The sequence below is a fragment of the Kribbella sp. NPDC059898 genome (genome assembly GCF_042730855.1).
In the GTDB taxonomy this organism is placed as follows: Bacteria; Actinomycetota; Actinomycetes; order Propionibacteriales; family Kribbellaceae; genus Kribbella.
The window spans coordinates 137695-163643 of sequence record NZ_JBHWKR010000016.1; the positions used below are offsets into that span (position 1 = coordinate 137695).

At 69.7% G+C, this 25949-nt stretch carries 25 protein-coding genes; 18 read left to right on the forward strand and 7 right to left on the reverse strand.

Annotated elements, in window-relative coordinates; all coding sequences use genetic code 11:
* The first annotated feature begins 2 nt into the window (after positions 1-2).
* From ACFV9C_RS36915 to ACFV9C_RS36970, 12 genes are all read left to right on the forward strand, one after another.
* On the forward strand, positions 3-515 hold the full coding sequence (locus tag ACFV9C_RS36915; protein WP_380201169.1) for a copper resistance protein CopC: 513 nt from the start codon (positions 3-5) through the stop codon (positions 513-515).
* Positions 512-1498: a copper resistance D family protein gene (locus ACFV9C_RS36920; protein ID WP_380201171.1), complete on the forward strand. Its 987-nt coding sequence runs from the start codon at positions 512-514 to the stop codon at positions 1496-1498. Before ACFV9C_RS36915 ends, ACFV9C_RS36920 begins: the two co-directional genes overlap by 4 nt.
* A gap of 30 nt (positions 1499-1528) precedes the next feature.
* Positions 1529-1999: a MarR family winged helix-turn-helix transcriptional regulator gene (locus ACFV9C_RS36925; protein WP_380201173.1), complete on the forward strand. Its 471-nt coding sequence runs from the start codon at positions 1529-1531 to the stop codon at positions 1997-1999.
* A gap of 143 nt (positions 2000-2142) precedes the next feature.
* Positions 2143-3666: an ABC transporter substrate-binding protein gene (locus tag ACFV9C_RS36930; RefSeq protein WP_380201278.1), complete on the forward strand. Its 1524-nt coding sequence runs from the start codon at positions 2143-2145 to the stop codon at positions 3664-3666.
* The gene (locus ACFV9C_RS36935; protein WP_380201175.1) at positions 3667-4602 is read left to right on the forward strand and encodes an ABC transporter permease; all 936 of its coding nucleotides are present in this window, start codon (positions 3667-3669) and stop codon (positions 4600-4602) included.
* Between the two features lie 65 nt (positions 4603-4667).
* The gene (locus ACFV9C_RS36940; RefSeq protein ID WP_380201177.1) at positions 4668-5411 is read left to right on the forward strand and encodes an ABC transporter permease; all 744 of its coding nucleotides are present in this window, start codon (positions 4668-4670) and stop codon (positions 5409-5411) included.
* 272 nt (positions 5412-5683) lie between these two features.
* A complete protein-coding gene (locus ACFV9C_RS36945) occupies positions 5684-7228 on the forward strand; it encodes an ABC transporter ATP-binding protein (protein WP_380201179.1) in 1545 nt (514 codons plus the stop codon).
* Positions 7225-8268, forward strand: coding sequence for a pyridoxal-phosphate dependent enzyme (locus ACFV9C_RS36950; protein WP_380201181.1), 1044 nt, complete (start codon positions 7225-7227; stop codon positions 8266-8268). Before ACFV9C_RS36945 ends, ACFV9C_RS36950 begins: the two co-directional genes overlap by 4 nt.
* A 33-nt stretch (positions 8269-8301) precedes the next feature.
* Entirely contained in the window at positions 8302-9099 is a 798-nt protein-coding gene (locus ACFV9C_RS36955; RefSeq protein WP_380201183.1) for a Rossmann-like domain-containing protein, read from the forward strand.
* Positions 9096-10292 (forward strand): MFS transporter, encoded by a 1197-nt coding sequence (locus tag ACFV9C_RS36960; RefSeq protein WP_380201185.1) that lies wholly within the window; start codon positions 9096-9098, stop codon positions 10290-10292. The genes ACFV9C_RS36955 and ACFV9C_RS36960 overlap by 4 nt, the downstream gene beginning before the upstream one ends.
* 144 nt (positions 10293-10436) lie before the next feature.
* On the forward strand, positions 10437-11117 hold the full coding sequence (locus ACFV9C_RS36965; protein ID WP_380201190.1) for a DUF1707 domain-containing protein: 681 nt from the start codon (positions 10437-10439) through the stop codon (positions 11115-11117).
* A 40-nt stretch (positions 11118-11157) separates the two neighbouring features.
* Positions 11158-11607, forward strand: a complete 450-nt coding sequence (locus ACFV9C_RS36970) for a hypothetical protein (RefSeq protein WP_380201192.1) — start codon at positions 11158-11160, stop codon at positions 11605-11607.
* Here the strand turns inward: ACFV9C_RS36970 and ACFV9C_RS36975 are convergent.
* The gene (locus tag ACFV9C_RS36975) at positions 11591-13141 is read right to left on the reverse strand and encodes a dolichyl-phosphate-mannose--protein mannosyltransferase (RefSeq protein ID WP_380201280.1); all 1551 of its coding nucleotides are present in this window, start codon (positions 13139-13141) and stop codon (positions 11591-11593) included. The genes ACFV9C_RS36970 and ACFV9C_RS36975 overlap by 17 nt on opposite strands.
* Positions 13142-13356: 215 nt before the next feature.
* Here ACFV9C_RS36975 and ACFV9C_RS36980 point away from each other — a divergent pair, with 215 nt between their 5' ends.
* From ACFV9C_RS36980 to ACFV9C_RS37000, 5 genes are all read left to right on the forward strand, one after another.
* A complete protein-coding gene (locus tag ACFV9C_RS36980) occupies positions 13357-13596 on the forward strand; it encodes a hypothetical protein (RefSeq protein ID WP_380201194.1) in 240 nt (79 codons plus the stop codon).
* Positions 13593-14012 (forward strand): type II toxin-antitoxin system VapC family toxin, encoded by a 420-nt coding sequence (locus tag ACFV9C_RS36985; protein WP_380201196.1) that lies wholly within the window; start codon positions 13593-13595, stop codon positions 14010-14012. The genes ACFV9C_RS36980 and ACFV9C_RS36985 overlap by 4 nt, the downstream gene beginning before the upstream one ends.
* Positions 14009-14848, forward strand: coding sequence for a 16S rRNA (cytidine(1402)-2'-O)-methyltransferase (gene rsmI / locus ACFV9C_RS36990; RefSeq protein WP_380201198.1), 840 nt, complete (start codon positions 14009-14011; stop codon positions 14846-14848). The genes ACFV9C_RS36985 and rsmI overlap by 4 nt, the downstream gene beginning before the upstream one ends.
* Before the next feature lie 22 nt (positions 14849-14870).
* On the forward strand, positions 14871-16436 hold the full coding sequence (gene metG, locus ACFV9C_RS36995; protein WP_380201201.1) for a methionine--tRNA ligase: 1566 nt from the start codon (positions 14871-14873) through the stop codon (positions 16434-16436).
* Positions 16437-16513: 77 nt separating this feature from the next.
* Positions 16514-17425 carry an NADP-dependent oxidoreductase gene (locus tag ACFV9C_RS37000; protein ID WP_380201203.1) on the forward strand — a complete coding sequence of 304 codons (912 nt, stop codon included), beginning with the start codon at positions 16514-16516 and terminating at the stop codon, positions 17423-17425.
* Between the two features lie 85 nt (positions 17426-17510).
* On the opposite strand, the gene ACFV9C_RS37005 is transcribed toward ACFV9C_RS37000, so the two are convergent.
* From ACFV9C_RS37005 to ACFV9C_RS37025, 5 genes are read right to left on the reverse strand one after another with little or no spacing between them, the layout of a single operon-like run.
* Positions 17511-18422, reverse strand: a complete 912-nt coding sequence (locus ACFV9C_RS37005; protein WP_380201205.1) for a phytanoyl-CoA dioxygenase family protein — start codon at positions 18420-18422, stop codon at positions 17511-17513.
* A complete protein-coding gene (locus ACFV9C_RS37010; RefSeq protein WP_380201208.1) occupies positions 18419-19690 on the reverse strand; it encodes an ABC transporter substrate-binding protein in 1272 nt (423 codons plus the stop codon). Before ACFV9C_RS37010 ends, ACFV9C_RS37005 begins: the two co-directional genes overlap by 4 nt.
* Before the next feature lie 13 nt (positions 19691-19703).
* A complete protein-coding gene (locus tag ACFV9C_RS37015) occupies positions 19704-20513 on the reverse strand; it encodes a carbohydrate ABC transporter permease (RefSeq protein WP_380201210.1) in 810 nt (269 codons plus the stop codon).
* On the reverse strand, positions 20510-21424 hold the full coding sequence (locus tag ACFV9C_RS37020) for a carbohydrate ABC transporter permease (RefSeq protein WP_380201212.1): 915 nt from the start codon (positions 21422-21424) through the stop codon (positions 20510-20512). The genes ACFV9C_RS37015 and ACFV9C_RS37020 overlap by 4 nt, the downstream gene beginning before the upstream one ends.
* Positions 21417-22733 (reverse strand): glycoside hydrolase family 36 protein, encoded by a 1317-nt coding sequence (locus ACFV9C_RS37025; RefSeq protein WP_380201214.1) that lies wholly within the window; start codon positions 22731-22733, stop codon positions 21417-21419. Before ACFV9C_RS37025 ends, ACFV9C_RS37020 begins: the two co-directional genes overlap by 8 nt.
* 77 nt (positions 22734-22810) lie before the next feature.
* Between ACFV9C_RS37025 and ACFV9C_RS37030 the strand changes: the two genes are divergently transcribed.
* Positions 22811-23728 (forward strand): helix-turn-helix domain-containing protein, encoded by a 918-nt coding sequence (locus tag ACFV9C_RS37030; RefSeq protein WP_380201216.1) that lies wholly within the window; start codon positions 22811-22813, stop codon positions 23726-23728.
* Here ACFV9C_RS37030 and ACFV9C_RS37035 read toward each other — a convergent pair.
* Positions 23700-25844, reverse strand: coding sequence for a discoidin domain-containing protein (locus ACFV9C_RS37035; protein ID WP_380201218.1), 2145 nt, complete (start codon positions 25842-25844; stop codon positions 23700-23702). The two genes, ACFV9C_RS37030 and ACFV9C_RS37035, sit on opposite strands and share 29 nt — an antisense overlap.
* Between the last annotated feature and the right edge of the window lie 105 nt (positions 25845-25949).

Consider the following 25949-nt stretch of genomic DNA (forward strand, 5'->3'; position numbering starts at 1 on the left):
TCGTGCGCCGACTGATCGCAGTACTGGTGGCGTCGCTGTTCATGCTGGCGGGTACCGCCGGCGTGGCGGCGGCGCACGCCAAACTCGAGTCGATGACGCCGGCCGACGGTTCGTCGACGGCCGCGCCGCCGACCAAGGTGGTGCTGACCTTCAACGAGCCGGTCGGCTCCGACGGGACCCAGGTCGAGGTGAAGTCGCCGAGCGGCAAGGACGTCGCGAACGGTGCCGCGCAGGTGATCGACAACACGGTCACACAGCCGGTCGGCGCGATGGTCGAGGCCGGGAAGTACACGGTGGAGGCCCGCGTGGTGTCCGCCGACGGCCACCCGGTCGAGGTCTCCGGCGCGTTCACCGTGACCCATGCCGGGCACCCCGCGACCGAGCCGGCCGGCACGCCGGCGAGCTCGCCGTCCGAGGGTGGTTCGAACACGGTCACGATCGTCGCGATGTGCCTGGTGATGCTGGTCGTGGTCGCCCTGGCCGTGGTGATCGTCCGGCGCCGTCCGGCCTCATGAGACGGCCGCTCGCGATCGCCGGACTGGTTGCCGTCGGCATCGTTGTGATGGTGCTCGCGCTGCTCGCCGGCGGCGGGGCACCGCAACGTGCTGCCGACGGCTTGCTCGGCGCGGGTCTCGGCGTGTCGTGGGCGGTTCCGGTACTGCGGATCCTCGCCGACGCGGCCGCGGTGGCGACCGGTGGTGCCGTGATCGCGGTCGTGCTGTTCCTGCCGGCCACCGACGGAAAACTCGGCGGCAAGGCGCTGCGTGCCTGTCAGGACGCGGCGCTCGCCGCCGGGATCTGGGCGGTCGCGAGCATCGGCGGGCTGATCGCGACCGCGACGGTGATCCTCGGCATCCCGCTGTCCCACCTGGCGGAGCATGCCGAACCGGCCGGGCGGCTCAGCCAGGTGCGGGCGTTGGCGGTCGCCGTCGTACTGACCGCCGTACTCGCTGTGCTGTTGAGCGGTACGAAGACGCTGCGGGCCGCTCGGGTTGCGGCCGTACTGACGGTGGCGGCGCTGATCGGACCGCTGCTCACCGGGCACGGGGCGATCGACCGCACCAACCTGTGGTCGGTGCTCGCGACCGTGTCGCTCGTCGTCCACGTGATCGCCGCGACCGCGTGGGTCGGTGGGCTGGGCGCCGTACTGCGGTACACCCGCTCGCGGGAGTCGGTCGAGCTGTTCAGCACGCTCGCGTTCGTGTGCGCGGTGACGATGGGGATCACCGGGCTGCTCACCGCGGAGATCCACCTGGACGGGCGGCAGGGCGGGTGGGGACTGATCACGCAGTGGGTGACGAGCGGGTACGGCGTCCTGGTGCTGGGGAAAACGCTCGCGTTCGCGGCGCTGGTGTTCATCGGCTGGCAGCACCGCCGGAGCAGCCTGCCCCGGCTGGCGGGCGGCGACCCGGCGGCGTTCCGGCAACTCGCGGTCCTCGAGCTGGCGGTGATGGCCGGCACGATCGGGCTCGCCGTCGCACTGTCGCGTACTCCGTGACATGTCAACGTCCGTCCGTACAATGCAGGTATGTGGCTCGACGAGCGTGAGGCGCGGCTCTGGCAGGCGTACCGTGACACGCATCGCGAGCTGATGCGCGCGCTCGAGGCGCGGATGATCGGCAACTCGGGGCTCTCCGGCGCCGACTACGCCCTGCTGCACCCGCTGTCCGAGGCCGAGAACGGCGTACTCCGCACCCGCGACCTCGGCCGCTCCGTCGGGTGGGAACGCAGCCGGCTCTCGCACCAGGTCAGCCGGATGGAGAAGCGCGGCCTGGTCTGCCGCGAGGAGTGCGCGGCGGACGCCCGCGGCTCGATGGTCCGTCTCACCGACCTGGGCCGCAAGGCGATCGACGCCGCCGCCCCCGACCACGTCGACGCGGTTCGCAGCTACTTCTTCGACCGCCTGACCCCCTCCGAGCAGCTCCAACTCACCACGCTGCTCGACCGGATCGCCACCCAACTCCCCAACACCTGCAACCCGGCTGAGTGCGCGGAGTAGGACCGCCGTCAGTGGTCCGTCTTTTCGCCGGATCGGCACGCCCTGACACGCCGTTACGGAGAGCGATCGGTGCTGCCGGGCGGAAAGAATGATGGCGATCCGGATGCGCGCTGGATTTGACAATCGTTTTCACTAAGGTGAGGATGTGGCGCGTGTCCGAGGCGTTGGGTAGGCGTGGGTTCCTGGGGATGGTCGGGCTGGCCGCGGTGGCGGGATGTGGGGCGGCGACCGCGGAGCCGACGCAGGGCGGGCGGTTGCGGGCCGTGTATGCGGGCGGCGGGGCGAAGGAAGTGCTCGATCCGCACGTGCAGAGCCTGTTCGTGGACATCGCGCGGCACAAGGCGATCTACGAGAAGCTGGTCGAGCTCGGCCCGGACCTGAAGCCGGTGCCGCGACTCGCCGCCACGTGGGACCACGACGGTACGGCGACCACCTGGCGGTTCACGCTGCGGGACGCGACGTTCCACGACGGATCGCGGCTGGTGCCGGAGGACGTGCTGTACAGCCTGAGCCGGATCGCGGATCCCGCCGTACCGGACCGGGTCGCGCAGTCGTCGCTCGGGACGCTGGATCTCAAGCGCAGCAAGGCGATCGGTGCGTCGACGGTCGAGCTGGTGCTGACCGAGCCGAACGCCGAGTTCCCCGCGCTGCTCGCCGGCATCGGCACGCAGATCGTCCGCAACGGGTTCAAGGATCCGTCGAAACCCCTGGGAACAGGCGCTTTCCGGTACGTGTCGTTCGAGGCCGGCCGGTCGATGGTCGCCTCGCGGTACGACGACTACTGGGACGGCCCGGCGCGGATCGAGGAGCTGCACATCCTCTCCGCGGACTCCGATGCCCGGGCGAACGCCGTACAGGGCGGGCAGGCGGAGTACGCGAACGACATGACCGCGACGTTCGCGCGGACCGCGGAGGCCGGGAAGACCGTACGGATCGTGGCCGCGAAGGCCAGCACGATGCAGGCGTTCGTGATGAAGGTCGACCAGCCGCCGTTCGACAACCCCGACGTACGGCTGGCGTTCAAGCTGCTCGCGGACCGGCAGCGGCTGGTGGACGTCGTACTCGCCGGGCGCGGTGAGGTGGGGAACGACCTGTTCGGCAAGGGATATCAGTACTATCCGGCCGACCTGCCCGCGCGGGAGCGGGACGTGGATCGGGCGAAGGCGCTGCTGGCAAAGGCCGGACTGGCCGGGAAACAGGTGGAGATCTTCACCGCGGACGCGTCGGCCGGGTTCGTGGCGGCGGCGACGTTGTTCGCGGAGCAGGCGGCCGAGGCCGGGGTGCGGTTGAAGGTGACGACCGGGAGCCCGCAGACGTACGCCAAGGACCTGCTGACGAAGGGGGCTATCGGCAACCATCGGTCCGGGGCGATGCCGATCCCTCAGTATGTCACCGATCGGCTGCTGTCGCATTCGCCGTTCAACGTCACGCACTGGCGGCGGCCCGCGTTCGACGCTGCCTTCGCGGCCGCGCGTGCTGTGACCGACGAGGCGGAGCGGTCGCGGCGGTACGGCGTACTGCAGAAGACGTTGCGCGACGAGGGCGGGATCCTCGCGTGGGGGTTGCCGGACTACCTGGTGGCGGTGTCGGCGAAGGTGCAGGGGGTGCAGGCGGCGCCGCCGAACACGTTGGACCAGGGCCGGTTCGACAAGGTGTGGCTGGCCTGAATGCGGTACGCCGTCCAGCGGGCGCTGCTCGCGGTGGTGCAGCTGGCTGTGCTCTCGGTGCTCGTGTTCGCGCTGACGTCGCTGCTGCCGGGGGATGCGGCCGATCTTCGCTTCACCGAGACGTTGACGCCTGCGCAGGTGGTCGCGTTGCGCGGTGAGCTCGGGTTGGACCGGCCTCCCGTGGAGCGGTTCGTGCACTGGTTGGGGAATGTGCTGACGGGCGACCTCGGTACGTCGTTGATCAGCGGGGGACCGGTCGCGGACATCGTGCGCGGGTCGATCGGGGCGACGCTCGTGCTCACGCTGGCGACGCTCGCGGTCGTCGTACCATTGGCCGTTGCCTTGGGCATCGTGATGGGGACCCGTGAGGGCGGGCGGGTGGATCGGGTTCTCACGTCGGTCACTGTGGGGTTGTCGGCGATTCCGGACTTTGTTGTCGCCGTACTGCTGGTGGCGGTGTTCGCGTTGAAGCTGGGGTGGTTGCCGGCTACGTGGGTCGGTGGGGATCTGCTGGCTTCGCCGGGGTTGCTGGTTCTACCGGTTGCGGTGCTGCTTGGTCGTACCGTCTGTTTGCTGTCGCGGCAGGTGCGGGCGGGGACGGTGGCGGCGTTGCGGGCGGAGTACGTGGTGCAGGCCCGACGGCTCGGGGTGCCGCGGCGGCAGTTGCTGCTGCGACACGTGCTGCCGAACGCCGCGGTGCCTGGGGTGCAGGAGCTGGCTCGCACGGGCGACACGTTGCTCGGCGGGGTGCTGGTGGTCGAGGCGATCTTCGCGATTCCCGGGTTCGCGACGGCGCTGGTCGACGGGGTGGAGACGCGCGATGTGCCTGTGGTTCAAGGCCTCACGCTCGTACTGGCTGCCGCCGCACTGCTGATCAACCTGTCGGCCGACCTCGTCTGCAACCGCCTCGTTCCCCGCACGGAGCTCCTCCGATGAGTCGGGGCGGAGCGCGGCGCCCTGCTCGCCGCAGTGTTGCGGTGGGGTTTGTTGTGGTGCCGGTGGTGGTGGCTGTGGTTGGGCCGTTGGTGCCGTACGACGCAGCTGAGGGGTTGCCGTACTCGTCTGCGGGGTTGTTGGGGACGGACGGGTTGGGGCGGGACGTGTTCGGGTTGCTGCTGATCGGTGGGCGGTCGGCGTTGGGGATGGCGCTTGGGGCGGTGGCGCTGGCGTACGTCGTCGGTGGGGCGATCGGGTTGATCGCCGCGTCCACCCGGCATCGGTGGGTGGACGAGGGGTTGATGCGGCCCCTCGACGTACTGCTGCCGTTGCCGTCGCTGCTCGTGATCAGCGTGGTCGCGGTCAGCTGGCGGGCGTCCGCGGTGGCGATCACCGTGGCGGTCGCGATGATGAACGTGCCGACCGTCGCGCGGCTGGTCCGCGCGGCCGCGCTGGACGCTGCCAGCGGGCCGGTGGTCGAGGCGCTCCGGATGCAGCGCGAGTCGTGGGTGCGGATCCAGCTCGGGTACGTCGGACGCGCGGTCCTCGGCCCGGTCGCGGCCGACCTAGGTACCCGGATCACGCTTGCTGTGTTCCTTGTCGCCTCGGTCAACTTCCTCGGGCTCGGCCTCAGCCCGACCGCCCCCGATTGGGCCGTCACCGTCTCCCGCAACCGCGAGGGGCTCCTCCTCCAGCCGTGGTCGGTCCTCGCCCCCGCCCTCCTCCTCATCTCCTTCACCCTCGGCTTCAACCTCCTCGCCGACCACCTCGTCCACCGCTCCCGCCGGCCCGCGGAGACGCCGAGATGACCCACCACTCCCAGCCGGGGGAGTCACCCGAACACAACCCCCTGCCGAACAACCCGGTACCACAGGCGGCACCCACCTCCGCCGGGCAACTGTCTGCCGCATCCCGCTCCGCGGATGGGATGGGTGGGATGCCGCGGTCCGCGGGTGAGGTGGGTGGGGTGTTCCGCTCCGCGGGTGAAGCGGCTGAGGTATCCGGTCCCTCGGGTTCGCTGGTGGAGGTGTCGGGCTTTGCGGGGGAGCTGGCTGGGGGGCTGCGGGCGGCGGGGGAGGGGATGCCTCCGACGCGGCGCGTCGCGAGGGAGGAGGCGGGGGTTGGTGGGGAGGTGGTTGTTCGGGTTGAGGGGTTGGCGGCGACGGGGGGTGCTGGGGTGTTGGTGGAGGGGGTTTCGTTTGAGGTTTTGGTGGGGGAGGTTACGGCGTTGGTGGGGGCTTCGGGGGCGGGGAAGACTACGGCGGCGTTGGCGTTGTTGGGGGAGGCTGGGGACGGGGTGCGGCTGGCGGGGCGGGTTGAGGTAGCGGGGGAGGTCGTTGTCGATGGCAACGGGGTGACGGGGGTCGATGTTCGGGGGCGGGTGGTGGCGTACATGCCGCAGCATCCGGGGAGTGCGCTCAACCCGGCACGGCGGATCGGGGCGACGGTGCGGGAGTTGGGGAAGTTGCACTGGGGCGACCCGGAGGCGGCGCTGCGGGCCGCTCAGTTGCCGACGGAGCGCGCAATCCTCAGACGGTTTCCGCATCAGTTTTCGGGTGGGCAGCGACAGCGGGTCGTGCTTGCGCAGGCTTTGACCTGCCGGCCGCGGGTGCTGGTCCTCGACGAGCCGAGTACCGGGCTCGACTCGATCACCCGGCTGCGCCTCGTGCACGAGCTGCGCGAGCTCGCCGCGTCCGGCCTCGGCATCCTGCTGCTCAGTCACGATCTCGACCTGGTCCGCGCGCTCGCCACCCGCGTCATCGTCCTCGACGCCGGCCGCGTCGTCTCCGACGTACTCCCACAATCGACCGAGCCGCCGCGCCTGGGAACCTCCACCCCCAGCCAACCGTTGCTAAAGGCAATGAACCTGTCAGCCACCGTACGTCGCGAGCCGGTCGTTCGCGAGGTGGACCTCACCCTGCACGCCGGCGGCTGCCTCGGCATCGTCGGCCGCTCCGGCAGCGGCAAGACTACCCTCGCCCGCTGTCTCGCCGGCCTGCACGAACGCCACACCGGCACGATCCACCTCGACGGCAACCCACTCCCCGTACTCCGGAAACGCACCCGTGACCAGCACCGTCGCGTGCAGTACGTCTGGCAGGAGGTCCGCGGCTCGTTCGACGAACGCCGCCCCGTCCTCCAGCAGGTCGCCCGTACGGCGGAACGCCTCCGCGGTCTCGCCCCGGGCCAGGCCCACACCGAGGCCGCCGCCACCCTCGCCCGTCTCGGCGTCGCTGCGATCACCGCCGCCCGCCCACCGAGCCAATTGTCCGGCGGTGAACTCCAACGCGCCGCCCTCGCCCGCGCCGTCCTCGCGCATCCCGACGTGCTGATCTGCGACGAGATCACCACCGCCCTCGACGACCGCGGTACGGCGCTCGTCCTCGACCTGCTCGGCGAGCTGAAGGACCGTGGTACGGCGCTGCTCTGGATCGGCCACGACCTCGGACTGGTCGCCGCCGTCGCCGACGAGGTGCTGGTCCTGGACGCCGGCCGCGTGGTCGAGCAAGGCCCGCCGACGACGCTGACGACCGACCCGCGGCACGCCCTGACCCGGCAACTCGTTGCCGCGGCCCACATTTCTCCGCCCGCACCCATCGACATGAGGAGCGAACCGCGCCGATGACGCGACTGCACGACCACCTGGCGGAGGCGATCAAGGATCCGGACCCGATCCGGGTGGACGACCTGATCTGCCTGCGGTTCGAGACCATGAAGGTGTACTCCGCGCTCGGCGCCGTCCGGCACCTGCTCGACACCGGACAGGTCCGCCCGGGTGACACGCTGATCGACAGCTCGAGCGGGATCTACGCGCACGCGCTCGCGCTGGCCTGCCACCGGTACGGGATGAGGTGCCACATCGTCGGCTCCACCACGGTCGACCGGACGCTGCGGATCCAGCTCGAGATCCTCGGCGCGACCGTCGAGCAGGTGCCGTCGTCGAACAACCTCCAGCTCGACCAGAACCTCCGGGTCCGCCGGATCGGCGAGATCCTCCGCGACAACCCGACGTACCACTGGATGCGGCAGTACCACGACGACATCCACTACCTCGGGTACCGCGCGGTCGCGGACCTGGTCGCGTCGCTGGTGCCGAGCGGGCCGCTGTGCCTGGTCGGCGGGGTCGGTACGGGCGCCTCCACCGGCGCGATCGCGGCGTACCTGCGGGAGAGTGGGCGGGACGTGAACCTGGTCGGCGTGCAGCCGTTCGGGAGCGTGACGTTCGGGGCCGGGCACACGCAGGACCCGGAGATGATCATCGCGGGGATCGGCAGCTCGATCGAGTTCCGGAACGTGCGGCACGAGCTGTACGACCGGCTGCACTGGGTGTCGTTCGAGTACGCGATGTCCGCGGCGGTCGACCTGCTCCGGACGTCCGGCGTTTTCGCGGGGCTCTCCGCCGGGGCGGCGTACCTGTCGGCGGCCTGGGAACACAGCTGCGATCGCGGCCGGAAACATGTCTTCCTGGCCGCGGACACGGGTTTCCGGTACGTCGAGTCCGCGTTCGCCCGGCATGCCGAGGCGCGGCCGATGGCGTCGATGCAACCGCGCGAGATCGACTCGCTGGACGACCTCACGGTGCCGTGGTCGGCAATGTCCTGGGACCGCCGCGAGTCCGCGCAACGGTCCCACGCGGAATTCCCATCTGCGACGCCGTCGCATTAAGGTGTTTGCTGGACAACCCCGAAAGGCTGACTCATGACCGTTGCCGAGCTCACCGCCGCTGTCCTCGCCGGTACGCCGTCACCCGCGGACTTCGGCATCACCAGCGCGTTCTGGTTGCACCACACCACCCGCCTTCCCGGCGCCGACGTCACCTATCGCAACTACTACGTGCTGCTCCGGGTGGGAGAGGTCTTCGGTGCCTGCTCGTTCGAGGCCGGTGAGCTCGACCCGGCGTACTGCGCGGACACCTCCGGCCGCACCCTGGCCGACGTACTCACCTCCGACGACCCGCTCCCGGTCCGGATCGCCGCGCTGGACGCCTATTTGGCCGCGGTCGAGCCGCATCACACCTCGCCGTACGCCGAGGAGGTCGTCCTGCCCGCGGGTACGCCGGACGTTCGCGCGAAGGCCCGGGACGCGGCCGTGGCCGGTCTCCTGGATGTTGCCGAAGGCACCAAGGTGGCACTGATCGGCGTGGTGAACCCGCTCGTCGACGCGATCACCGACCGCGGCGGGATCTGTCTGCCGTGCGACTTCAACCTCCGCGAGACCGCCTCCGGCCTGCCGGTCGCCCGCGACATGGCCGAGGTGATCGACGCGGCCGACGCGGTCGTCGCCACCGGGATGACGCTGTCCAACGCCAGCTTCGACGTACTCCTCCAAAGTTGCCGCGAGCAAGCGAAACCGCTCGCGATCTACGCGCAGACCGGCAGTGCTGTCGCCCGGGCCTTCCTCGGCGCCGGCGTCACCGCGCTGTCGGCCGAACCGTTCCCCTTCTCCCAGTTCAGCTCCCGCCCGAGCAGCCTCTACCGCTACAGGACGGACACATGACCACGCAGCAGCTCACCGCCGAGGTGCCCGGCGATCTCCGCATGGCCAAGCGGCTCTGGCCGTTCCTGCTCGCCTCGACCGTGAGCCTGATTCCGTTCACGGTCTTCGGCATGTACCTGGTGCCGATCTCCCAGGCCGCGGGCGGCAGCGTCGCGGAGATCGGCGGCCTCCGCGGCCTGGGCGGCCTCGCGGCGCTCGCGGTCGGCGTCACCCTCGCCCCGCTGATGGACCGTGCGCCGCGTGAACTGGTCGCCGCGGGCGGGCTCGCGCTGCTCGGTGTCTCCGCCGCATTGGGTGCTGTGGGCAACGTCTTCGCGTTGGCTGCGTTCTGCCTGCTGATCGGTGCCTCGACCTCGATCCTGGCGCCGTCGATCGGCGCCGCGGCCGCAGACCGCTTCCGGTCCCCGGCCGCGGCGGGGCGGGCGGCGACGTTGGTGTCGGCAACGACGAGCGCGATGGCGATGCTCGCGGCGCCGGTGCTCGCCGGGCCGGGGCTGATCTGGGGCTGGCGCGGCAACCTGCTCGCCGCGTCGGCGATCGCGCTGACGTTGTCGGCCGCCTTCTTCGTCCGCGGGCGCGGCCGCACGGCGCCGATCACCGGAAGAGAGCGCGTCAGCTACCTGGCGACATACCGCGAACTCGCCCGCATCCCCGGCGCCGTCCCGCTGCTCGCGGTGGCGATGCTCCGGACGGCTGCGTTCATGGGGTACCTCGCCTATCTGGCGGCGTTCTACGACGACAAGTTCGACCTCGCGCCCGGCTGGTTCGCGCTGGTGTGGTCGCTCAGCGGGGCCTCGTTCTTCCTCGGCAACCTGTTCGCCGGACGGTACCTCGCCACCGACCGCGCGGGGACCGAGCGGCTGCTGCTGATCGGGATCGTCGCCGCGCTGGTCGCCGTCTCGGCGTTCTACTTCTCGCCGAGCCTCCCGCTGACGCTCGCGCTGACCGCGGTGATGGGCGCCGGCCATGCGACCGTCGCGGCCTGCGTCACCACGCTGCTGGTCCGGCGCAGCGGCGATCTGCGCGGCTCGGCGCTCAGCGTCAACGCGGCCGGGATGAGCCTCGGGACGTTCCTCGGCGCCGCGATCGGCGGCCTCGGCCTGGGCCTCGGCGGCTACCCCGGTACGGCGGTCACGTTCGCCGCGATCACCCTCGTCGCCACGGTGTGCGCGGCCCGCGTCCACCGCCGCTGACCGCGGCGCTGCCTCTCTCCGGAACATTTCCGCCACCAGGCGCGAACTTGTTTCCGCGAACTGCGGATCTCAGGGCCGGTCGGGGGTAGATCAGGGTCGTCACGGGGGTTTCACGAGCCCGTTCTCGATATATCGTTCAGGGTTATGGAGAACCTGCCCGACAACCCGCATCCGCACGCGCATCTGCGGGCGTCCGACATCGATCGCGACCAGGTCGTCGATGTGCTGCGGGATGCCCTGATGTCGGGGCGGTTGACGCAGGACGAGCACGCCGACCGGCTCGAGCAGACGCTGCAGGCGAAGACGCTCGGCGAGCTGGAGCCGATCACCCGGGACCTGGTCGCCCCGGGGCAGGCCGCGCCGATCGCCCCGATGACACAGCCGGCCGCGGCCGGCTCGACCAGCCTGGTCCCGATCGAGGAGCCGGCCGACCCGGCCGCCAGCGTGGACAACCTGGTGGCGATCTTCGGCGGCGGCGAGCGGAAGGGCCGCTGGCGGGTGAAGCGGCGGACGAACGCGCTCGCCGTCTTCGGCGGGCACGACCTGGACATGACCGACGCGGTGTTCGAGGGCCGTGAGGTGACGATCTACGCGGTCGCGGTGTTCGGCGGGATCGACATCACCGTGCCCGAGGGCGTGACCGTGCGGAACGAGGGGATCGGGATCTTCGGCGGGTTCGCCGCGCAGGGGTCGGACGACCCGGACCCGCACGCGCCGACCGTCGTGATCAAGGGCCTCGCGCTGTTCGGCGGCGTCGGCGGGCAGTCGTCGGCGAAGCGGCACGGCAAGAAGCTCCGGCACCGCAACCGGCACGAGCTGCACTAATCCGGGTGCGCCGGCGCACGGTCGCTCGTAGCCTGCGGTCATGGCCGACTTCGTACCCGCCGACTTCGACGTACCGCTCGAGCTCACCACGCCGCGGTTCCGGCTGGAGCCGCTCGGGCCGCAGCACAACGACGCGGACTACGCGGCGTGGACCGGCAGCATCGAGCACATCCGGTCGACGCCCGGGTTCGGCGGCAGTTGGCCGCCGGTGAACGGGATGTCGCTGGAGGCCAACCTCGGCGATCTCCAGCGGCACGCGGACGACTTCGCCGCGCGCCGCGGGTTCACGTACACGGTCATCGACACCGACGTGATCGGCTGCCTCTACATCTACCCGTCGCGCAAGGACGCCGCGGTCACCGACGTACGGTCGTGGGTGACCGCCGCTCGGGCCGAGCTCGACGTCGAACTGTACGACGCGGTCAGCGACTGGCTGGCCACCCGCTGGCCGTTCGAGAACGTCGACTACGCGGTCAGATCCAGGACTTGAACCACATCCGGCTCAGCCAGTCCTGGTGCGGGAGCACCTTGTCGGTCAGGATCGGCCAGATGTAGGCGAAGTTCAGCACCACGAGTACGACGAACGCGCCGACCATCGCGCTGCCGATCAGCCGGCGCGGGGTCGCCGTACTGAGCGCCGCCTTGGCCGGGCCGAGGACCTTGCCGAGGACCAGCGCCAGCGCCATCACGGTGAACGGGATCATCGTCACGGCGTAGAAGAAGAAGATCGGTCTCTGGTCGTACGCGAACCAGGGCACCCAGCACGTCACGAACCCGACGACAGGTATGCCGAACCGCCAGTCGCGCGTGCTGATCCACAGCACCAGCGCGGCGAGCAGCGCGAGCGCACCGCCCCACCACAGCAGCGGCGTCCCGAGGGCAGAGATCACCTGCAGACACGTCTGACCGGCCGGGACGTCGCACCCCGGCGTACCGGGCTTGATGTCGTTGACCGCGTCGAAACCGATCGGCCGGGCGATGATCGGCCAGCCCGCCGGGTTCGACTGGTACGGATGGGTGGCGTGCTTGATGTAGTCGCCGGTGTGGAACGCGTAGACCTCTTTGTGGTACTCGAGCAGTGACCGGAAGTCGTCCGGAACCACCTTCATGATGCCGTGCGCCGGGTTGCTCGCCGCCCAGTTGTGGTCGTACGCGTTGTCGTGCAGCAGCCAGCCGGTCCACGTCGCGGTGTAGGTGATGCCGGCCACCAGGACCAGGCTGACGAACGCCGGGATGCCGTCCACCAGCGCGGACTTCACGAACGCGAACCGGACGCCGAGCGCGCGCCGGGCGCCGAAGTCCCAGGCGAACGCCAGCACGCCGAACGCCGCCAGTGTCCAGATCGCGGACCACTTCGTGCCGCAGGCGAGACCGAAGCAGACGCCTGCCGCGAGCCGCCACGGCCGGATCAGCAGCCAGCGGCCGATCGTCCGGCGTTCGTCGTTCTCGACCGGCTTGTCGAGCGTCTCGGCGTGCCGGCGGCGGGTCCAGTCCCGGTCGCAGACCAGGCAGGCGGTGGCCGCGACCAGCCAGAACGCCAGGAAGATGTCGAGCAGCGCGACCCGGGACATCACGAACGACAACCCGTCGACCGCGAGCAGCAGGCCCGCGATCGCGCCGATCAGCGTGGAGCGGGTCATCCGCCGTACCGTCCGGATCAGCAGCAGGACCGTCAGCGTGCCGAACAGCGCCGGCATGAACCGCCAGCCGAACGTGTTCATCCCGAACAGCTGCTCACCGGCCGCGATCATCCACTTGCCGACCTCGGGGTGCACGGTCAGGCTCGGGGTGTCCTTGAAGACGTCCAGGTTGCCGGCCAGGATCGCCTTGTCGGCGGCCCCCTCCGGCTGGTCGATGAACTGCCGCGCGTACCCGTACTTGAGCAGGCTGAAGGCGTCCTTGGCGTAGTACGTCTCGTCGAAGACGAACTTGACCGGCGTACTCAGATGCCAGAACCGCAGGATGCCGGCCACCAGCGTGATCGCCAGCGTGGCGATCCAGCCGCCGTCGAAGTCCCGCGGCATCGCCGGATACAGCCGCTCCTTGAGCGGCGGCAGCCGTCTGCCGAGCACGTCCCGCCCGAGCATCTCGCGGTCGTCATCAGCCTCGCCACGCCGGACGGTCCCGTCCTCGATCACAGCAGCCACGCCCGCCATGCTACGGACCCCCCGGTCCGCCCGCCTCCCCGCTCCTGTGGAAAACCCGAACCGGCCGCTCCGAACCTCCTACAATCAGTCACATGAGCACGCCCCGCGAGGAACTGCACGCCCTGATCGACGAGCTGTCGGACAAGGCGGCAGCAGACCTGTTGCCTGAGCTTCGCCTGCTGAAGATGCGGGCCGAGGCGCGGGCCAGGCGTCCACGGGAGGCGCGTCCGTGGCCGCCGTCCTGGTTCGGTTCGATCGACGGGACTCCGCCCGACTTCACCCAGCACATCGACGAAATTCTCCACGCGGAGTTCGGGCGTCACCCGAAGTGATCGTCGTTGATACTGGCCCGCTGGTCGCGGCCGCCCTGACCTCCGACGCCAACCACCAGCCTTGCGTCGAACTGTTCGCCTCTCTGCGCCTGACCAACGAGCGGTTGATCCTGCCCCCGTTCGTCGTCGCCGAGGTGTGCTACCTGCTGGCCCGCTCGGGAGGTTCCAAGCCCGAGGCCGCCTTCGTCCGCTCGCTGGCGACAGAGGACTTCACCGTCGCCCCCGTGACGCCTGCGTGGCTCGAGCGCACCGCCGACCTCGTCGAGCAGTACGCCGACCTGCCGCTGGGGACGGTTGACGCATCCGTGGTTGCGCTCGCGGAGGAGCTGGGAGTTGAGGAGGTTGCCACGCTGGACCGGCGGCATTTCAGTGTGGTCCGGCCTCGGCATGTCGACGCGTTTACGCTCCTCCCATGACCGGGCGATTGGTGCTTGCGGGGACTCCTATCGGGGACGTTTCGGATGCGTCGCCGCGGTTGGGGAGGGTGCTTTCCGGGGCGGATGTGGTGGCCGCGGAGGATACGCGGCGGTTGCGGCGGCTGACTTCTGAGCTGGGGATTCAGCTGAGCGGGCGGGTGGTGTCGTACTTCGAGGGGAACGAGCGGGAGCGGACGCCGGAGCTGTTGCGGGCGCTGACCGAGGGGCAGACCGTGGTCGTGGTGACGGACGCGGGGATGCCGAGCGTGTCGGATCCGGGGTACCGGCTGGTCGCGGCGGCGATCGAGGCCGACGTGCTGGTGACCGCCGTACCGGGGCCGTCGGCGGTGCTGACCGCGCTGGCGCTGAGCGGGCTGCCGGTGGACCGGTTCACGTTCGAGGGGTTCCTGCCGCGCAAGCCGGGGGAGCGGGGGCGGCGGCTGGCGGAGTTGCGGGACGAGCCGCGGACGATGGTGTTCTTCGAGGCGCCGCACCGGCTCACCCAGTCCTTGGAGGCGATGGCCGAGGCGTTCGGGGCGGATCGGCGTACGGCGGTGTGCCGGGAGCTCACGAAGACGTATGAGGAGGTCAAACGGGGGCGTCTTGATGACCTTGTGCTGTGGTCGAAGGACGGGGTTCGGGGGGAGATCACGGTGGTCGTCGCGGGCGCGGACCCGGACCGGGTGATGACGGCGGAGGACCTGGCGCGCGAGGTGGCGGTGGACGAGGAGGCGGGTACGCCGCGTAAGCAGGCGATCGCCGACGTCGCGAAGCGCTTCAACGTGCCGAAACGGACCGTGTACGACGCCGTACTGGCCGCGCGAAAACCGGGTTAACCGGGGCACTACTCTTTAAGGCATGTCCGAGAAGGCCTATTACGTCACCACCCCGATCTACTACGTCACGGCCGCGCCGCACATCGGCAGCGCGTACACGACAGTGGCCGGGGACGTCCTGACCCGTTGGCACGCCCAGCGCGGCGAGCGCAAGTGGTACCTGACCGGTACCGACGAGCACGGCGAGAAGGTGATGCGCAGCGCGCAGGCCCAGGGCATGACCCCGAAGGAGTGGACCGACAAGCTCGTCGAGGAGGCCTGGAAGCCGGCCTGGGTCGACGTCGACATCGCGTACGACGACTTCATCCGGACGACCGAGCAGCGGCACACCGAGCGGGTCCGCGAGTTCTGGCAGAAGCTGTACGACAAGGGCGACGTCTACAAGGGCGAGTACGAGGGCCTGTACTGCGTGGGCTGCGAGGAGTTCAAGCTGCCCGCGGACATCCGTACCGACTCCGACGGCACTCAGCGGTGCATGATCCACGGCACCGAGCTGGAGACGGTCTCGGAGACGAACTACTTCTTCCGGCTCTCGGCGTACGCCGACCGCCTGCTCGAGCTGTACGAATCGCAGCCCGACTTCGTGGCGCCGTCGAGCGCGCGCAACGAGGTGATCGCGTTCGTGAAGCAGGGTCTGCAGGACCTGTCGATCACCCGGTCCACGTTCGACTGGGGCATCCCGGTGCCGTGGGACGAGGACCACGTCCTGTACGTGTGGATCGACGCGCTGCTGAACTACGTGACCGCGGCGGGCTACGGGACGGACCCGGAGCGGTTCGAGGAGCTGTGGCCGGTCGACGTGCATCTGGTCGGCAAGGACATCCTCCGGTTCCACGCGGTGATCTGGCCGGCGATGCTGATGGCCGCGGAGGTCGCCGTACCGAAGCAGGTGTTCGCGCACGGGTGGCTGCTGGTCGGCGGCGAGAAGATGAGCAAGTCCAAGCTGACCGCGATCGCGCCGGACGAGATCACCGACCACTTCGGCTCCGACGCGTTCCGGTACTACTTCCTGCGCACGATCCAGTTCGGGTCGGACGGGTCGTTCTCGTGGGAGCACCTGAGCGCGGTCTACACCTCCGAGCTGGCGAACGGCCTCGGCAACCTGGCCAGCCGGATCGCCGCGATGGTCGGGAAGTACTTCGACGGCGTGCTGCCGGAGCCGACCGACCACGGACCGGCCGAGCAGGCGCTGGCGGACAAGCTCGCGCAGACCGTGGCGACCGCCGACAAGGCGCTGGACACGCTCGCGTTCCAGGACGCGCTGGCCGCGATCAACGAGCTGGTTGGCGCGGTCAACGGGTACGTCACCGAGCAGGAGCCGTGGAAGGTCGCCAAGGACGAGTCCCAGCGGGACCGGCTCGCGACGATCCTGTACTCGGCGGCCGAGGTGCTGCGGGCCGTCGCCGTACTGCACAACCCGACGATGCCGAAGTCGTCCGCGAAGCTGTGGGAGCTGCTCGGCGCCGAGGAGAAGCTCGGCGCGCTCGCCGACCAGCGGGTCCAGGACGCCGGCACGTGGGGCCAGCTGCCGGCCGGCGCGACCCTGACCAAGGGCGACCCGCTGTTCCCCCGCCTCGAAGAGAGCTGATTCGCCCCGCCGTTCGGGAATGCCGGGCGGCGGCGCAGCCTTTCTTGTAGCAACAACCAATTCGAGGAGGCTGTGGCATGCGGGCTGTGGTGTTCGAGGAGTACGGCGATCCCGAGGTACTCCAGGTGCAGGACGTGGCGGAGCCGCACGCGGGCCCCGGGCAGGTGCGGATCAAGGTCCAGGCGGCCGGCGTGAACCCGTACGACACCAAGATCCGGCGCGGCTTCACGAAGGACTTCGCGCCGGCGAAGTTCCCGGCTGTCCCCGGGTTCGAGGTCGCCGGGGTGGTGGACGAGGCTGGTGACGGCGCGGCGTTCGCGGTCGGCGACGAGGTCGTCGGCTGGTCGGCGGGCGGTTCGTACGCGGAGTACGCACTCGGCGGCAACGTGACGCACAAACCGGCGGGCCTCCCCTGGGAGCAGGCTGTCGGAGTACCGGTGGCAGGCGAGACCGCGCAGCGGGTGCTCGATCTGCTCGGGGTGAAGTCCGGCGAGACGATCCTGATCCACGGCGCCGCGGGCGCGGTCGGCTCGGTGGCCGTCCAGCTCGCGGTAGCGGCGGGCCTTACCGTGATCGGTACGGCGTCGCCTGCGAGTCACGAGTACGTGAAGTCGATCGGCGGTATCCCCGTGGCCTACGGGGAGGGTCTGCTCGAGCGTGTCCGCGCGGCCGCTCCGCAGGGCGTCGACGCGGTGTTCGACACCGCCGGCCAGGGCGGTCTGGAGGAGTCGATCGAGCTCCGGGGCGGCACCGACCGGATCGTCACCATCGCCGACTTCGGCGCCGCCGGGCTCGGCATCCAGACGTCCTCGGGCGGCACCGGGACCCCGGAGGAGGTTCGCGCCGCGCTCGATGCCCAGCTCCGGGCGGCCGCGGACGGCAAGCTCACGATCCGGATCGCCGACACGTTCGCCCTCGCGGACGCGAGCAAGGCCCAGGCGCTCAGCGAATCCGGCCACGCCCGCGGCAAGATCGTCATCCGGCCGTAGGCGGACCTCCCACACTCACCAACCGGCGGCTTGGCGCGATCGCCTACGCCTGGCGGTGGATGGGCGCCGCCGGTTGGTGAGTGTCTCAGACGTAGGCGAAGCGGGACGGTGGGGTGGGTACGTCGTCGACGCGCGGGTCCCAGCGGTCGACGAAGTTGACGCCGGCGGGGATTTCGACGCAGTCGGTGGAGGTCCAGCCTCGGGTGAGGGTGGAGAAGTCGGGGACGTCGGGGTGGTAGTGGGGTTTGCCGGTGCCGAGGAGGTCGCGGGCCATCGGGGCGGTTCGGGCCTGGTAGCGGAAGTCGGCCGACAGGCGCAGGCGGTTCGTGCGGTTGGGCATGGCGCCGTGGACAGTGAGGCTGCCGAAGAGGAGCACGTCGCCGGGGTGGTACGACGTGGTGCGCCACTCCGGGTGGTTCTCGTCCGCCTCAGCGCGCATCATCCCGGGGCCGTCGGACGCCTTCACCGGGAGTACGCCGAGCCGCGGCGAGCCGGCGTACACCCGCAGACCGCCGATCTCCGGCGGCGCCTCGCTCAGCGGCAGCCAGGTGGTGAGGGTGTCCACGGAGCCCTGGATGAAGCGATAGTCCTGGTGGATCGGGGTCGGGTTCGCTCCGGGCGAGGGTGGCGCGATCCGGCAGATGTGGGCCGGATGGGCGAACGCCTCCTCCCCGAGCAACCGCGCCGCTAGACCCAGCAACTCCGGCCGTACCGCCAGCCGGTGAAACGCCTCCGTGCTCTGGATCGCCGTATACGCCCCGAAGAACCCTGCCGACCCCTCCTCCACAGCCCGCCCCGACGCCACCAATTCCCGCGGATCAGCCGCCCGATCCAACCAGTCGCTGTCATACAGAATCCGCGCAAGCTGCTCATGCACATCCCCCACCACATCGGTAGGCAACAACCCCCTGAAGAACAAGTAACCATCATTCGCCAGCCGCTCCCGCAGCACGCCGACGTCCCGCACCTCGCCATACGAATCAGTTAGCTCTTTCACTTGTCATTACCAATCTTGTCCATCGAAGCAGCGATCTCGGACACGCTGATCTTGTCCAGGTAGAGGTCGTTGACGGTTTTGTTGATTTCGGGGGACTTGGCGGTCCAGCCTTCGGCGATCGGGAGGTTGACGGTGCTGCCGGCGGCGGAGTCGAGGAACGGCTGGACGTCGATGTTCTTCTTCTTCCAGTACGCCTTGTACCCGGCGCCGGCGTCGTTCAGGGCGGGGATGACGTAGCCGGCGTCGCCCATCAGGCGCTGGGCCTTCTCGGAGCCGAGGAACGTGACCAGCTTGCCGGCCTCGTCGGGGTGTTTCGTCTTCGCGAACATCGCCTCGGCGAGGCCGTTGATGACGACCGTCCGGCCGGCGGGTCCGGCCGGCATCGACGCGACGCCGATCGGGAACTTCACCTCGGGCAGCGCGAACGGGAGCAGCGCGTTGTTCGCCGGGAACATCGCGACCTCGCCGCGGTAGAACATCTCGGTGGCCTGCCCGGTCGGCGGGTTCGTCCGGGTGCCGTCCGGTGAGACCTTCCACTTGAACACCAGGTCGCGGGCGAACTGCAGCGCCTCGACGGACTTGTCGCCGGCGAAGTCGAAGGCGCCGTACGGCTTGTCCATCGCGTGGCCGCCGTTCGAGGCGATCCAGTTCAGCCACTGGGTCTGGCTGTGGTTCCAGGAGCAGAACCCCCACTGCTTGTCGCCGACCGTCAGCTTGCGCGCGACCTCGAGGAAGCTGCCGGAGCCGTCCGGCGCCCAGGTCAGCTCGGCGGGCATCGTGATGCCGGCCTTCTCGACGAGCGTCTTGTTGTAGAGCAGCCCGACGATGCCCATGTCCTTCGGCATCCCCAGTTGCTTGTCCTCGAACTTGTACGACTGCACGACGTTCGGGTGGTACGCGTCGAGCTTCAGCCCGGCCTTCGAGATCAGGTCGTCGAGCGGCGCGAGTACGCCCTTGCTCGCGAAGTCCGGGAAGTAGTCGACGGTCAGCCAGAACACGTCCGGCGCCTTGCCGCTCGCGAGTTCGGTGGTGAGCTTGGTCCAGTACTGGTCCCACGGCAGCACCTCCATCCGAACCGTGATGTCCGGATTCTCAGCAGTGAACGCGGCGAAGACGGCCTTGTAGCCGACCTCCTGCTGCTCGTCCCAGAGCCGGTACACGAGCTCGACCTTGCCACCGCTGCCCGTCTTGTTGTCCGACGAGCCGCAGCCGGCGAGCGCGAGCACGCTGCCCGCGCCGATCAGGAATGTCCTTCTGGACAGAGACATCAGTACCTCCGTACTACTTGAGCCCGGTAACGGCGACCGAGCGGACGATGAAGCGCTGGAACACGACGAACAGCACGAGCAGCGGCGCCAGCGCGATCAGGCTGCCGGCCATCACGGCGTTGTAGTCGACGCCGATCTCCCCCTTGAACAAGGCGATCCCGACCGAGAGCAGCCGCTTGTCGTCGCTGCTGGTGATGATCAGCGGCCACAGGAAGCTGTTCCAGTTCGCCACCACGGCGAGGGTGGTGACGGTGACCAGGATCGGTTTCGACAACGGCAGCACGATCGACACCAGCGTGCGGACCCGGCCGGCGCCGTCGATCCGCGCCGCGTCCTCCAGGTCCGCGGGGATGCTGCGGAAGAACTGGCGGAGCAGGAAGATCGCGTACGGCGTACCGAGCATCGTCGGCAGCATCAGGCCGGCCCACGTGTCGACCAGGCCGAGCTTCTGCATCATCAGGTACAGCGGGATCATCGTGACCACCGGCGGCACCATCAGTGTCGACAAATACACCCAGAACAGCGCGTCCCGGCCCGGGAACGACAGCCGCGCGAACGCGTACGCCGCCAGCACCGCGAACACCACCTGCCCGAGCGTGATCCCGGCGGTGACGAACGCGGTGTTCATCAGGTACCCGCCGAACCCGGACGCGAACAGCCGGTGGAACGCCGCCGTACTCGGCGGGATCCCCGGCTCCCAGGGCATCGTCTCGGACAGTTGCCCGGGGCCCTTGAACGCCGTGAGTACGGTCAGGAAGTACGGGAAGATCGCGAGCACGCAGCCGATCACCAGGACGGCGTACACGAAGATGCGCAGTTTCATCCGGTCACCTCGTAGGTGGTACGGCGTTCGAAGTACACGAACTGGGAGATCGTCGCGACCAGCACCACCGCGAACAGCAGCACCGAGATCGTCGACGCGTAGCCGAAGTCGAACTTGTGGAACGCCTCGTCGTAGATCTGGTACGTCGTGACCTCGGTGCTGTGGCCGGGCCCGCCCTCGGTCATCACGAAGATCGTGTCGAACGCCTGGAACGACCCGATCACGTTGGTGATCAGCACGAACAGCATCGTCGGCCGCAGCAGCGGGAGCGTGATCGTGAAGAAGTGCGCGACCGGGGAGGCACCGTCCAGGGCCGAGGCCTCGCGCAGCGACGCCGGGATGTTCTGCAGGCCGGCCAGGAAGAACAGCATGTTGTACCCGGCGAACTGCCAGATGTGCACCGCCGCGACACTCGGCATCGCCAGCACCGGCGACGACAGCCACGCCGGTCCGTGGAGGTCGAACAGCCCCAGGAACTGGTTCAGCGCGCCGCGTCCGGGGTCGAAGATCCAGCTCCACACCAGCCCGAGCGCGACCGGCGTCGCCATCCACGGGATCACCAGCAGCGCCCGGAAGTACTTCATCCCGCGCAGCTTGCGGTCCACCAGCAGGGCGAGCAGCAGCGACAGGATCGTCGTACCGGGCACGCAGATCAGGACGTAGTACAGCGTGACCAGCAGTGAGTGCCAGACGTCGGAGTCCGCAAACAGCTTGCGGTAGTTGGCGAGGCCAATGAACTCCGGGGTCGACAGCAACTTCCAGTCGAACAGGCTGAGGACGAGCACGATCAGCACCGGCGCGAGCAGGAAGCCGACCACGCCGATCAGGCTCGGGGCCAGCAGCGCGTACGCCGCTGCCGTCTGGCGGCCGTGCCGTCCGTTGCGTCGCGCGCGGGGCGCCGGCCTAAGCATCGGGATCCTTCAGCGGGTGCGGCCGCGGCGAGCTCGGGACGAGCAGCTCGCGGGTACGGTCGAGCGCCCACCGGTCGAGGGCGCCGATCGGGTCGCTGGACATCCGCAGCCCGGGGCCGTCAGCGATGTGCTGCGCCCACCGCTCCCGTTCCTGGACGTCGGGCCGGACGATCAGGCAGTCCGAGTCGTTCGCCCACCAGCGGCCGTGCAGGAACTCGCGTGCGACCGACGTCGACCGGGCGCCGTGCTGACCGGGCTGGCTGATGTCGCCGGACGGTGGTTCGACCAACGGATCGGTGTCGGGAGAGATGCGCATGCAGTCGACCAGCCCGAGGCTCGGCAGGATCGGCGCGCCGCAGCCGTGCAGGATCCGGTTCGGCCCGACCGCGTCGCGGAGCAGCCGCAGGCCGTGCCGGTACGCCGCGACGCCGTCGACCTGCTCGTACCGCGGCCCGTCGATGGCACCGGCGTACACGAAGTCGAGCTTGAAGTGGTCGTACCCCTGCCGGCAGAGCTCGGTGAACACGTCGGTGAGGTGCCGCGCGGCGCCCGGGTGGGTGACGTCCAGGACCAGTTGCTCCTCGCCCCAGTTCGTCCCGGCGCTGATCCCGGGGACCAGCCACTCGGGGTGTTTGCGGGCCGTCTCGCTGCCGGCCGCGACCAGGAACGGCGCCACCCAGATGCCGGCCCGGCGCCCGCTGGAGCGGATGTCGGCGGCCAGCGTCACGGTCGACCCGAAGTCGTCGCGCGGCGTCAGCCAGTCGCCGATCGCGGCCTGGTACCCCTCGTCGAGGAGAACGAGGTCGACGCTGAGCTCGTGCTGGTCGAACTGCCGTACGTCGGTCATCACGTCCCGCTCGGTGACCTTGCCCCAGTACGCGTACCAGCTGCACCAGGACGGGCCGAACACGCGCACCGGCGGTGCGCCGGCCGCGAACGCGTCGGCCCAGTCGGCGAGCGCCTGATTGGGGTTGGTCTGCGTACTCGTCTTCACCTCGACGTCTCCGTCGGCGGTGATCACGAGCTTTTCGCCATGGACCTCGGCGCGGATCGACGGTACGACGTCCGGGGTGAGCGCGGACACCACGACGACCTCGCCGGCGTTGGCGACCGCGAGCAGCCCTTCGCCCTGGAAGCGGCCCGCGTCGACGCCCGGGCGGTACGCCATCATGTGGTGGTTGGGCGCCGTCGGCCGGGGCGGCCGCGCGTCGAGGCGGTACCAGCCGCTCGGGCTCCAGGACTGCCAGCCGTGCTCGAAGACCAGCGTGTTCGGGTCGTGGCCGAGCTCGGCGACCGGGCGGAAGGGCACGGATCCCTCGATTCACTAGAGGTGCAGGATCTTGCTGCTGTGCCGCTAATCTTGAGGCGCCGACGAGGAGATAGACCATGACGGAGCCTGCTGACTTCGAGCACGATCTTGCTACCCAGGTGCTGATCGAGCTGTACAGCGAGATCCCGCCGCCGAGCAAACTGGTGACCGGGCACTTCCACAGCGGTGGCGACTACCGCGTCGTCCGGCCGGACGGTGTGGGCAGCTGGTACCTGCTCTACACGGCGTCCGGGACCGGCCGGTACGTGCTCGGCGACAACACGTTGACCCTGCGCCACGGGGACGTCGTACTGGTCAGTCCCGGGACGCCGCACGACTACGGGACCGTGGGGACGTACTGGGAGTCGTGGTGGGCGCACTTCCAGCCGCGGCGGGAGTGGCATTCGTGGCTCTCGTTGCCGCAGGCAATGCCCGGGCTGTCGTACGTCCGGCTCAGCAGGTCGTCGGAGACCGACCGGGTGGTGTCGGCGTTCGACCGTCTGCACCGGGACGCGCAGCGCGCCGGGCTGTCGCCGACGGGGGACACCGAGCTGCATCTGCTGGAGAAGAGCGTCGCGACCGAGCTGACGATGAACGGCATCGAGGAGGTGCTGCTCACCTCGGTCGCCAGCCTGCGCCGCGAGACGCAGCAGCTGGACGCCCGGGTGCATCTGGTGCTCGAGGCAATCACCGCCGACCCGGCGCGACCGCACACGCTGATGTCGTTGGCCGGCCTCGCGCAGGTGTCGGTGTCCCGGCTCGCCCACCTCTTCAAGGAGCAGGTGGGCGACTCGATCATGAACGTCGTACTGGCGCTCCGGCTGCAGCGGGCGGCGGAGTTGCTCGGCGCCACCGACATGTCCGTCGCGCAGATCGCGGCGGCCGTCGGGTTCGACTCACCGCACTACCTCAGCCGCCAGTTCGGCCGCCGGTACGGCATGTCCCCGACAGCCCACCGGAAGGCGGTCAGGAACCCGGAGCTAGAGCTATATTGAGCTCGGTCGCCGCCGCGTAGTCCGCGCCGCCCGCGAGTCCGACGAGCCGCACGTAGCGGGCCGTCGTACCGGCCGGGAACCGGGCGATCTTCGCGTCGACGCTGCCGTCCCACGAGCCCTGCACGGCCGAGGTGAACGTGACGCCGTCGGCGCTGGTCTGAACGTCGTACGACGAGATGCGCCCGTTCGGTACGTCGGCGTCCTGGCGCGGGGTGTAGACGAGCGCCTCGAGCGCGCGCGGCGACTTGAGGTCGAGCGTGATGTACTGCGGCAGCGGCGCGTGCGGGCTCCAGTTCGAGTGCCACATCGTCGTGCAGTTGCCGTCGATCGCCGCCGAGGCGCCGTACGCCGCCCCGCCCTGGCTGGTCGCGGTCGCGGTCATCTCGCTCTGCGGCAGGAAGTTCAGCGGGCCGAACGGTCCGTCGGACGGCGGCGGCGTACCCGGGATCGCGTTCACCCGGCCGAGATCCGGTGCCTTGAGCAACGGATGGGTGCGCAGATAGTTGAGGAACACCTCCTGCCCCATCCGCGGCGCCCGGGTGAGATCCGTGGGCTGCTGGAAGCCGGGATAGCCGTACTGCGCCCCGTGCAGCGGCATCGCCGCGCTGGTCGTCACGCGGTACGTCTTGCCGAGCTGCAACGGCTTGCCGTCGATCAGCACCTTGGCCGGATCGACCCGGTCGCCGACCGGCCGGCCGAGGTCGTACGTGTAGCGGAAGTTCGCGGAGGTGGCGAGTGCGGACAGGCGCGTGCAGCCGTACGCCGGCGGGATCCACTGCTGCTCCAGGACCTGCTCGACGGTGGAGCCCTTCATGGACTGGGTGGTGATCGGGGAGATCCCGGCGACCGGCCACGCCTCGCCGTACGTCACGGTGCCCTTCCCGAGACCCGCGGCGATCACGTCGATGCCGAGGTCGGCGGGGACCAGCGCGAAGTCGCCGCCGGACTCGGACTTGTACAGGTCCGCGACCAGGTTGCCGGCGCGGCTCTCCGCCTTCGGTGCGAAGTCGAGGTCCCGGTCGAGCTTCGTGATCGGCTCCCGCTGGCGGGCCGTCCACTTGTCCATCCAGTACTTGACGATCTTCTGGACGCCCGGATCCGGTGTCACGTCCTTCGTCACCGCGTGGTTGGTCGCGGTCGTCGCGGACCGGATCACCTCACCGGTCGCCGGGTCGAGCGACAGGTTCACCTCGCCGAGGACGCGCCCGTGGTTGCTCGCCTCCAGCACCGGCCGCGGTACGCCGTTCGGGTCCGGCACCATGCAGTTGAACGCGGTGTGCCAGTGCCCGCCGAGGATCACGTCGACGTCCGGCGAGATCGCCCGCGCGGCGTCGAAGATCGGACCGGTCGGGTTCTTGCACTCGTCGTACAGGCCGCCCTGCTGGCCGCCTTCGTGCATGCTCACCACGATCGCGTTGACGCCCTGCGCCTTCAGTTCGGCCGCCGCCCGGTTCGCCGCCTCGACGACGCCCTGGAACTCGAACCCGGAGCCCTTGATCGACAGCGTCTCGGTCGGCGTCCCCGGGAAGCCCAGCCCGATGAACCCGATCCGCTGCGAGCCCGCCTTCGCGATCCAGTACGGCGGGAGCACGGGCTGCTTGCTCTTCGGGTCGACGATGTTCGCCGCGTGGTACGCGTAGTCGGTGCCGTGGAAGTTCTTGCCCGTCGAATCCTTGAAGCAGCTGTCGAACCCGGGCTTGCCGTAGCAGGCGCCGGTCGTCATCCGGCGCAGGAACGGGAACTCCCGGTCGAACTCGTGGTTCCCGGCCACGTCGAAGTCCATCCCGAGCGCGTTCGTGACCTCGATGGTCGGCTCGTTCGCGAACGCCTGCGTGTAGTCGGGCCAGCCGCTGAACTGGTCGCCGGAGCCGATCAGGAAACTGTTCGGCTTCCGGAGCCGGTCGAGGTGTGCCTTCAGGTACGCCGCGCCGCCGACCTGCTGGGTGCCCGCCGGGCCGGCGATCGTCAGGTTCTCGGTCTCGGACAGGTAGCCGTGCAGGTCGGTGAGGCTGAACAGCTGCACCGGGATCGGTGGTGGGGCGGCCTCGGTCGGTACGGCGGTGACTCCCGCCAGCAGGCCGAGGACCGCGAGAGCTGAGCTGATCCGGAACGTCATCGCCGCAACGTAAACGCCGGGCCCGGGGGCCGGACATGGATCGGAGTGCTGACTTCCTGCACGATCCGGCTGACGCTTTTCTACAAGCCGGGGCGGTCCGGCGGC

What these genes read in the sequence shown, in the direction of transcription:
- ACFV9C_RS36925 (WP_380201173.1), top strand. Translation starts at nt 1,529, where the DNA reads ATGTGGCTCGACGAGCGTGAGGCGCGGCTCTGGCAGGCGTACCGTGAC.
- ACFV9C_RS36975 (WP_380201280.1), bottom strand. Translation starts at nt 13,141, where the DNA reads ATGCCGCGGGACTTCGACGGCGGCTGGATCGCCACGCTGGCGATCACG.
- ACFV9C_RS37000 (WP_380201203.1), top strand. Translation starts at nt 16,514, where the DNA reads ATGCGGGCTGTGGTGTTCGAGGAGTACGGCGATCCCGAGGTACTCCAG.
- rsmI (WP_380201198.1), top strand. Translation starts at nt 14,009, where the DNA reads ATGACCGGGCGATTGGTGCTTGCGGGGACTCCTATCGGGGACGTTTCG.
- ACFV9C_RS37035 (WP_380201218.1), bottom strand. Translation starts at nt 25,844, where the DNA reads ATGACGTTCCGGATCAGCTCAGCTCTCGCGGTCCTCGGCCTGCTGGCG.
- ACFV9C_RS36970 (WP_380201192.1), top strand. Translation starts at nt 11,158, where the DNA reads ATGGCCGACTTCGTACCCGCCGACTTCGACGTACCGCTCGAGCTCACC.
- ACFV9C_RS37020 (WP_380201212.1), bottom strand. Translation starts at nt 21,424, where the DNA reads ATGCTTAGGCCGGCGCCCCGCGCGCGACGCAACGGACGGCACGGCCGC.
- ACFV9C_RS36920 (WP_380201171.1), top strand. Translation starts at nt 512, where the DNA reads ATGAGACGGCCGCTCGCGATCGCCGGACTGGTTGCCGTCGGCATCGTT.
- ACFV9C_RS37030 (WP_380201216.1), top strand. Translation starts at nt 22,811, where the DNA reads ATGACGGAGCCTGCTGACTTCGAGCACGATCTTGCTACCCAGGTGCTG.
- ACFV9C_RS36935 (WP_380201175.1), top strand. Translation starts at nt 3,667, where the DNA reads ATGCGGTACGCCGTCCAGCGGGCGCTGCTCGCGGTGGTGCAGCTGGCT.
- ACFV9C_RS36965 (WP_380201190.1), top strand. Translation starts at nt 10,437, where the DNA reads ATGGAGAACCTGCCCGACAACCCGCATCCGCACGCGCATCTGCGGGCG.
- ACFV9C_RS36955 (WP_380201183.1), top strand. Translation starts at nt 8,302, where the DNA reads ATGACCGTTGCCGAGCTCACCGCCGCTGTCCTCGCCGGTACGCCGTCA.
- ACFV9C_RS37015 (WP_380201210.1), bottom strand. Translation starts at nt 20,513, where the DNA reads ATGAAACTGCGCATCTTCGTGTACGCCGTCCTGGTGATCGGCTGCGTG.
- ACFV9C_RS36950 (WP_380201181.1), top strand. Translation starts at nt 7,225, where the DNA reads ATGACGCGACTGCACGACCACCTGGCGGAGGCGATCAAGGATCCGGAC.
- ACFV9C_RS36980 (WP_380201194.1), top strand. Translation starts at nt 13,357, where the DNA reads ATGAGCACGCCCCGCGAGGAACTGCACGCCCTGATCGACGAGCTGTCG.
- ACFV9C_RS37010 (WP_380201208.1), bottom strand. Translation starts at nt 19,690, where the DNA reads ATGTCTCTGTCCAGAAGGACATTCCTGATCGGCGCGGGCAGCGTGCTC.
- metG (WP_380201201.1), top strand. Translation starts at nt 14,871, where the DNA reads ATGTCCGAGAAGGCCTATTACGTCACCACCCCGATCTACTACGTCACG.
- ACFV9C_RS36960 (WP_380201185.1), top strand. Translation starts at nt 9,096, where the DNA reads ATGACCACGCAGCAGCTCACCGCCGAGGTGCCCGGCGATCTCCGCATG.
- ACFV9C_RS36930 (WP_380201278.1), top strand. Translation starts at nt 2,143, where the DNA reads ATGTGGCGCGTGTCCGAGGCGTTGGGTAGGCGTGGGTTCCTGGGGATG.
- ACFV9C_RS36945 (WP_380201179.1), top strand. Translation starts at nt 5,684, where the DNA reads ATGCCTCCGACGCGGCGCGTCGCGAGGGAGGAGGCGGGGGTTGGTGGG.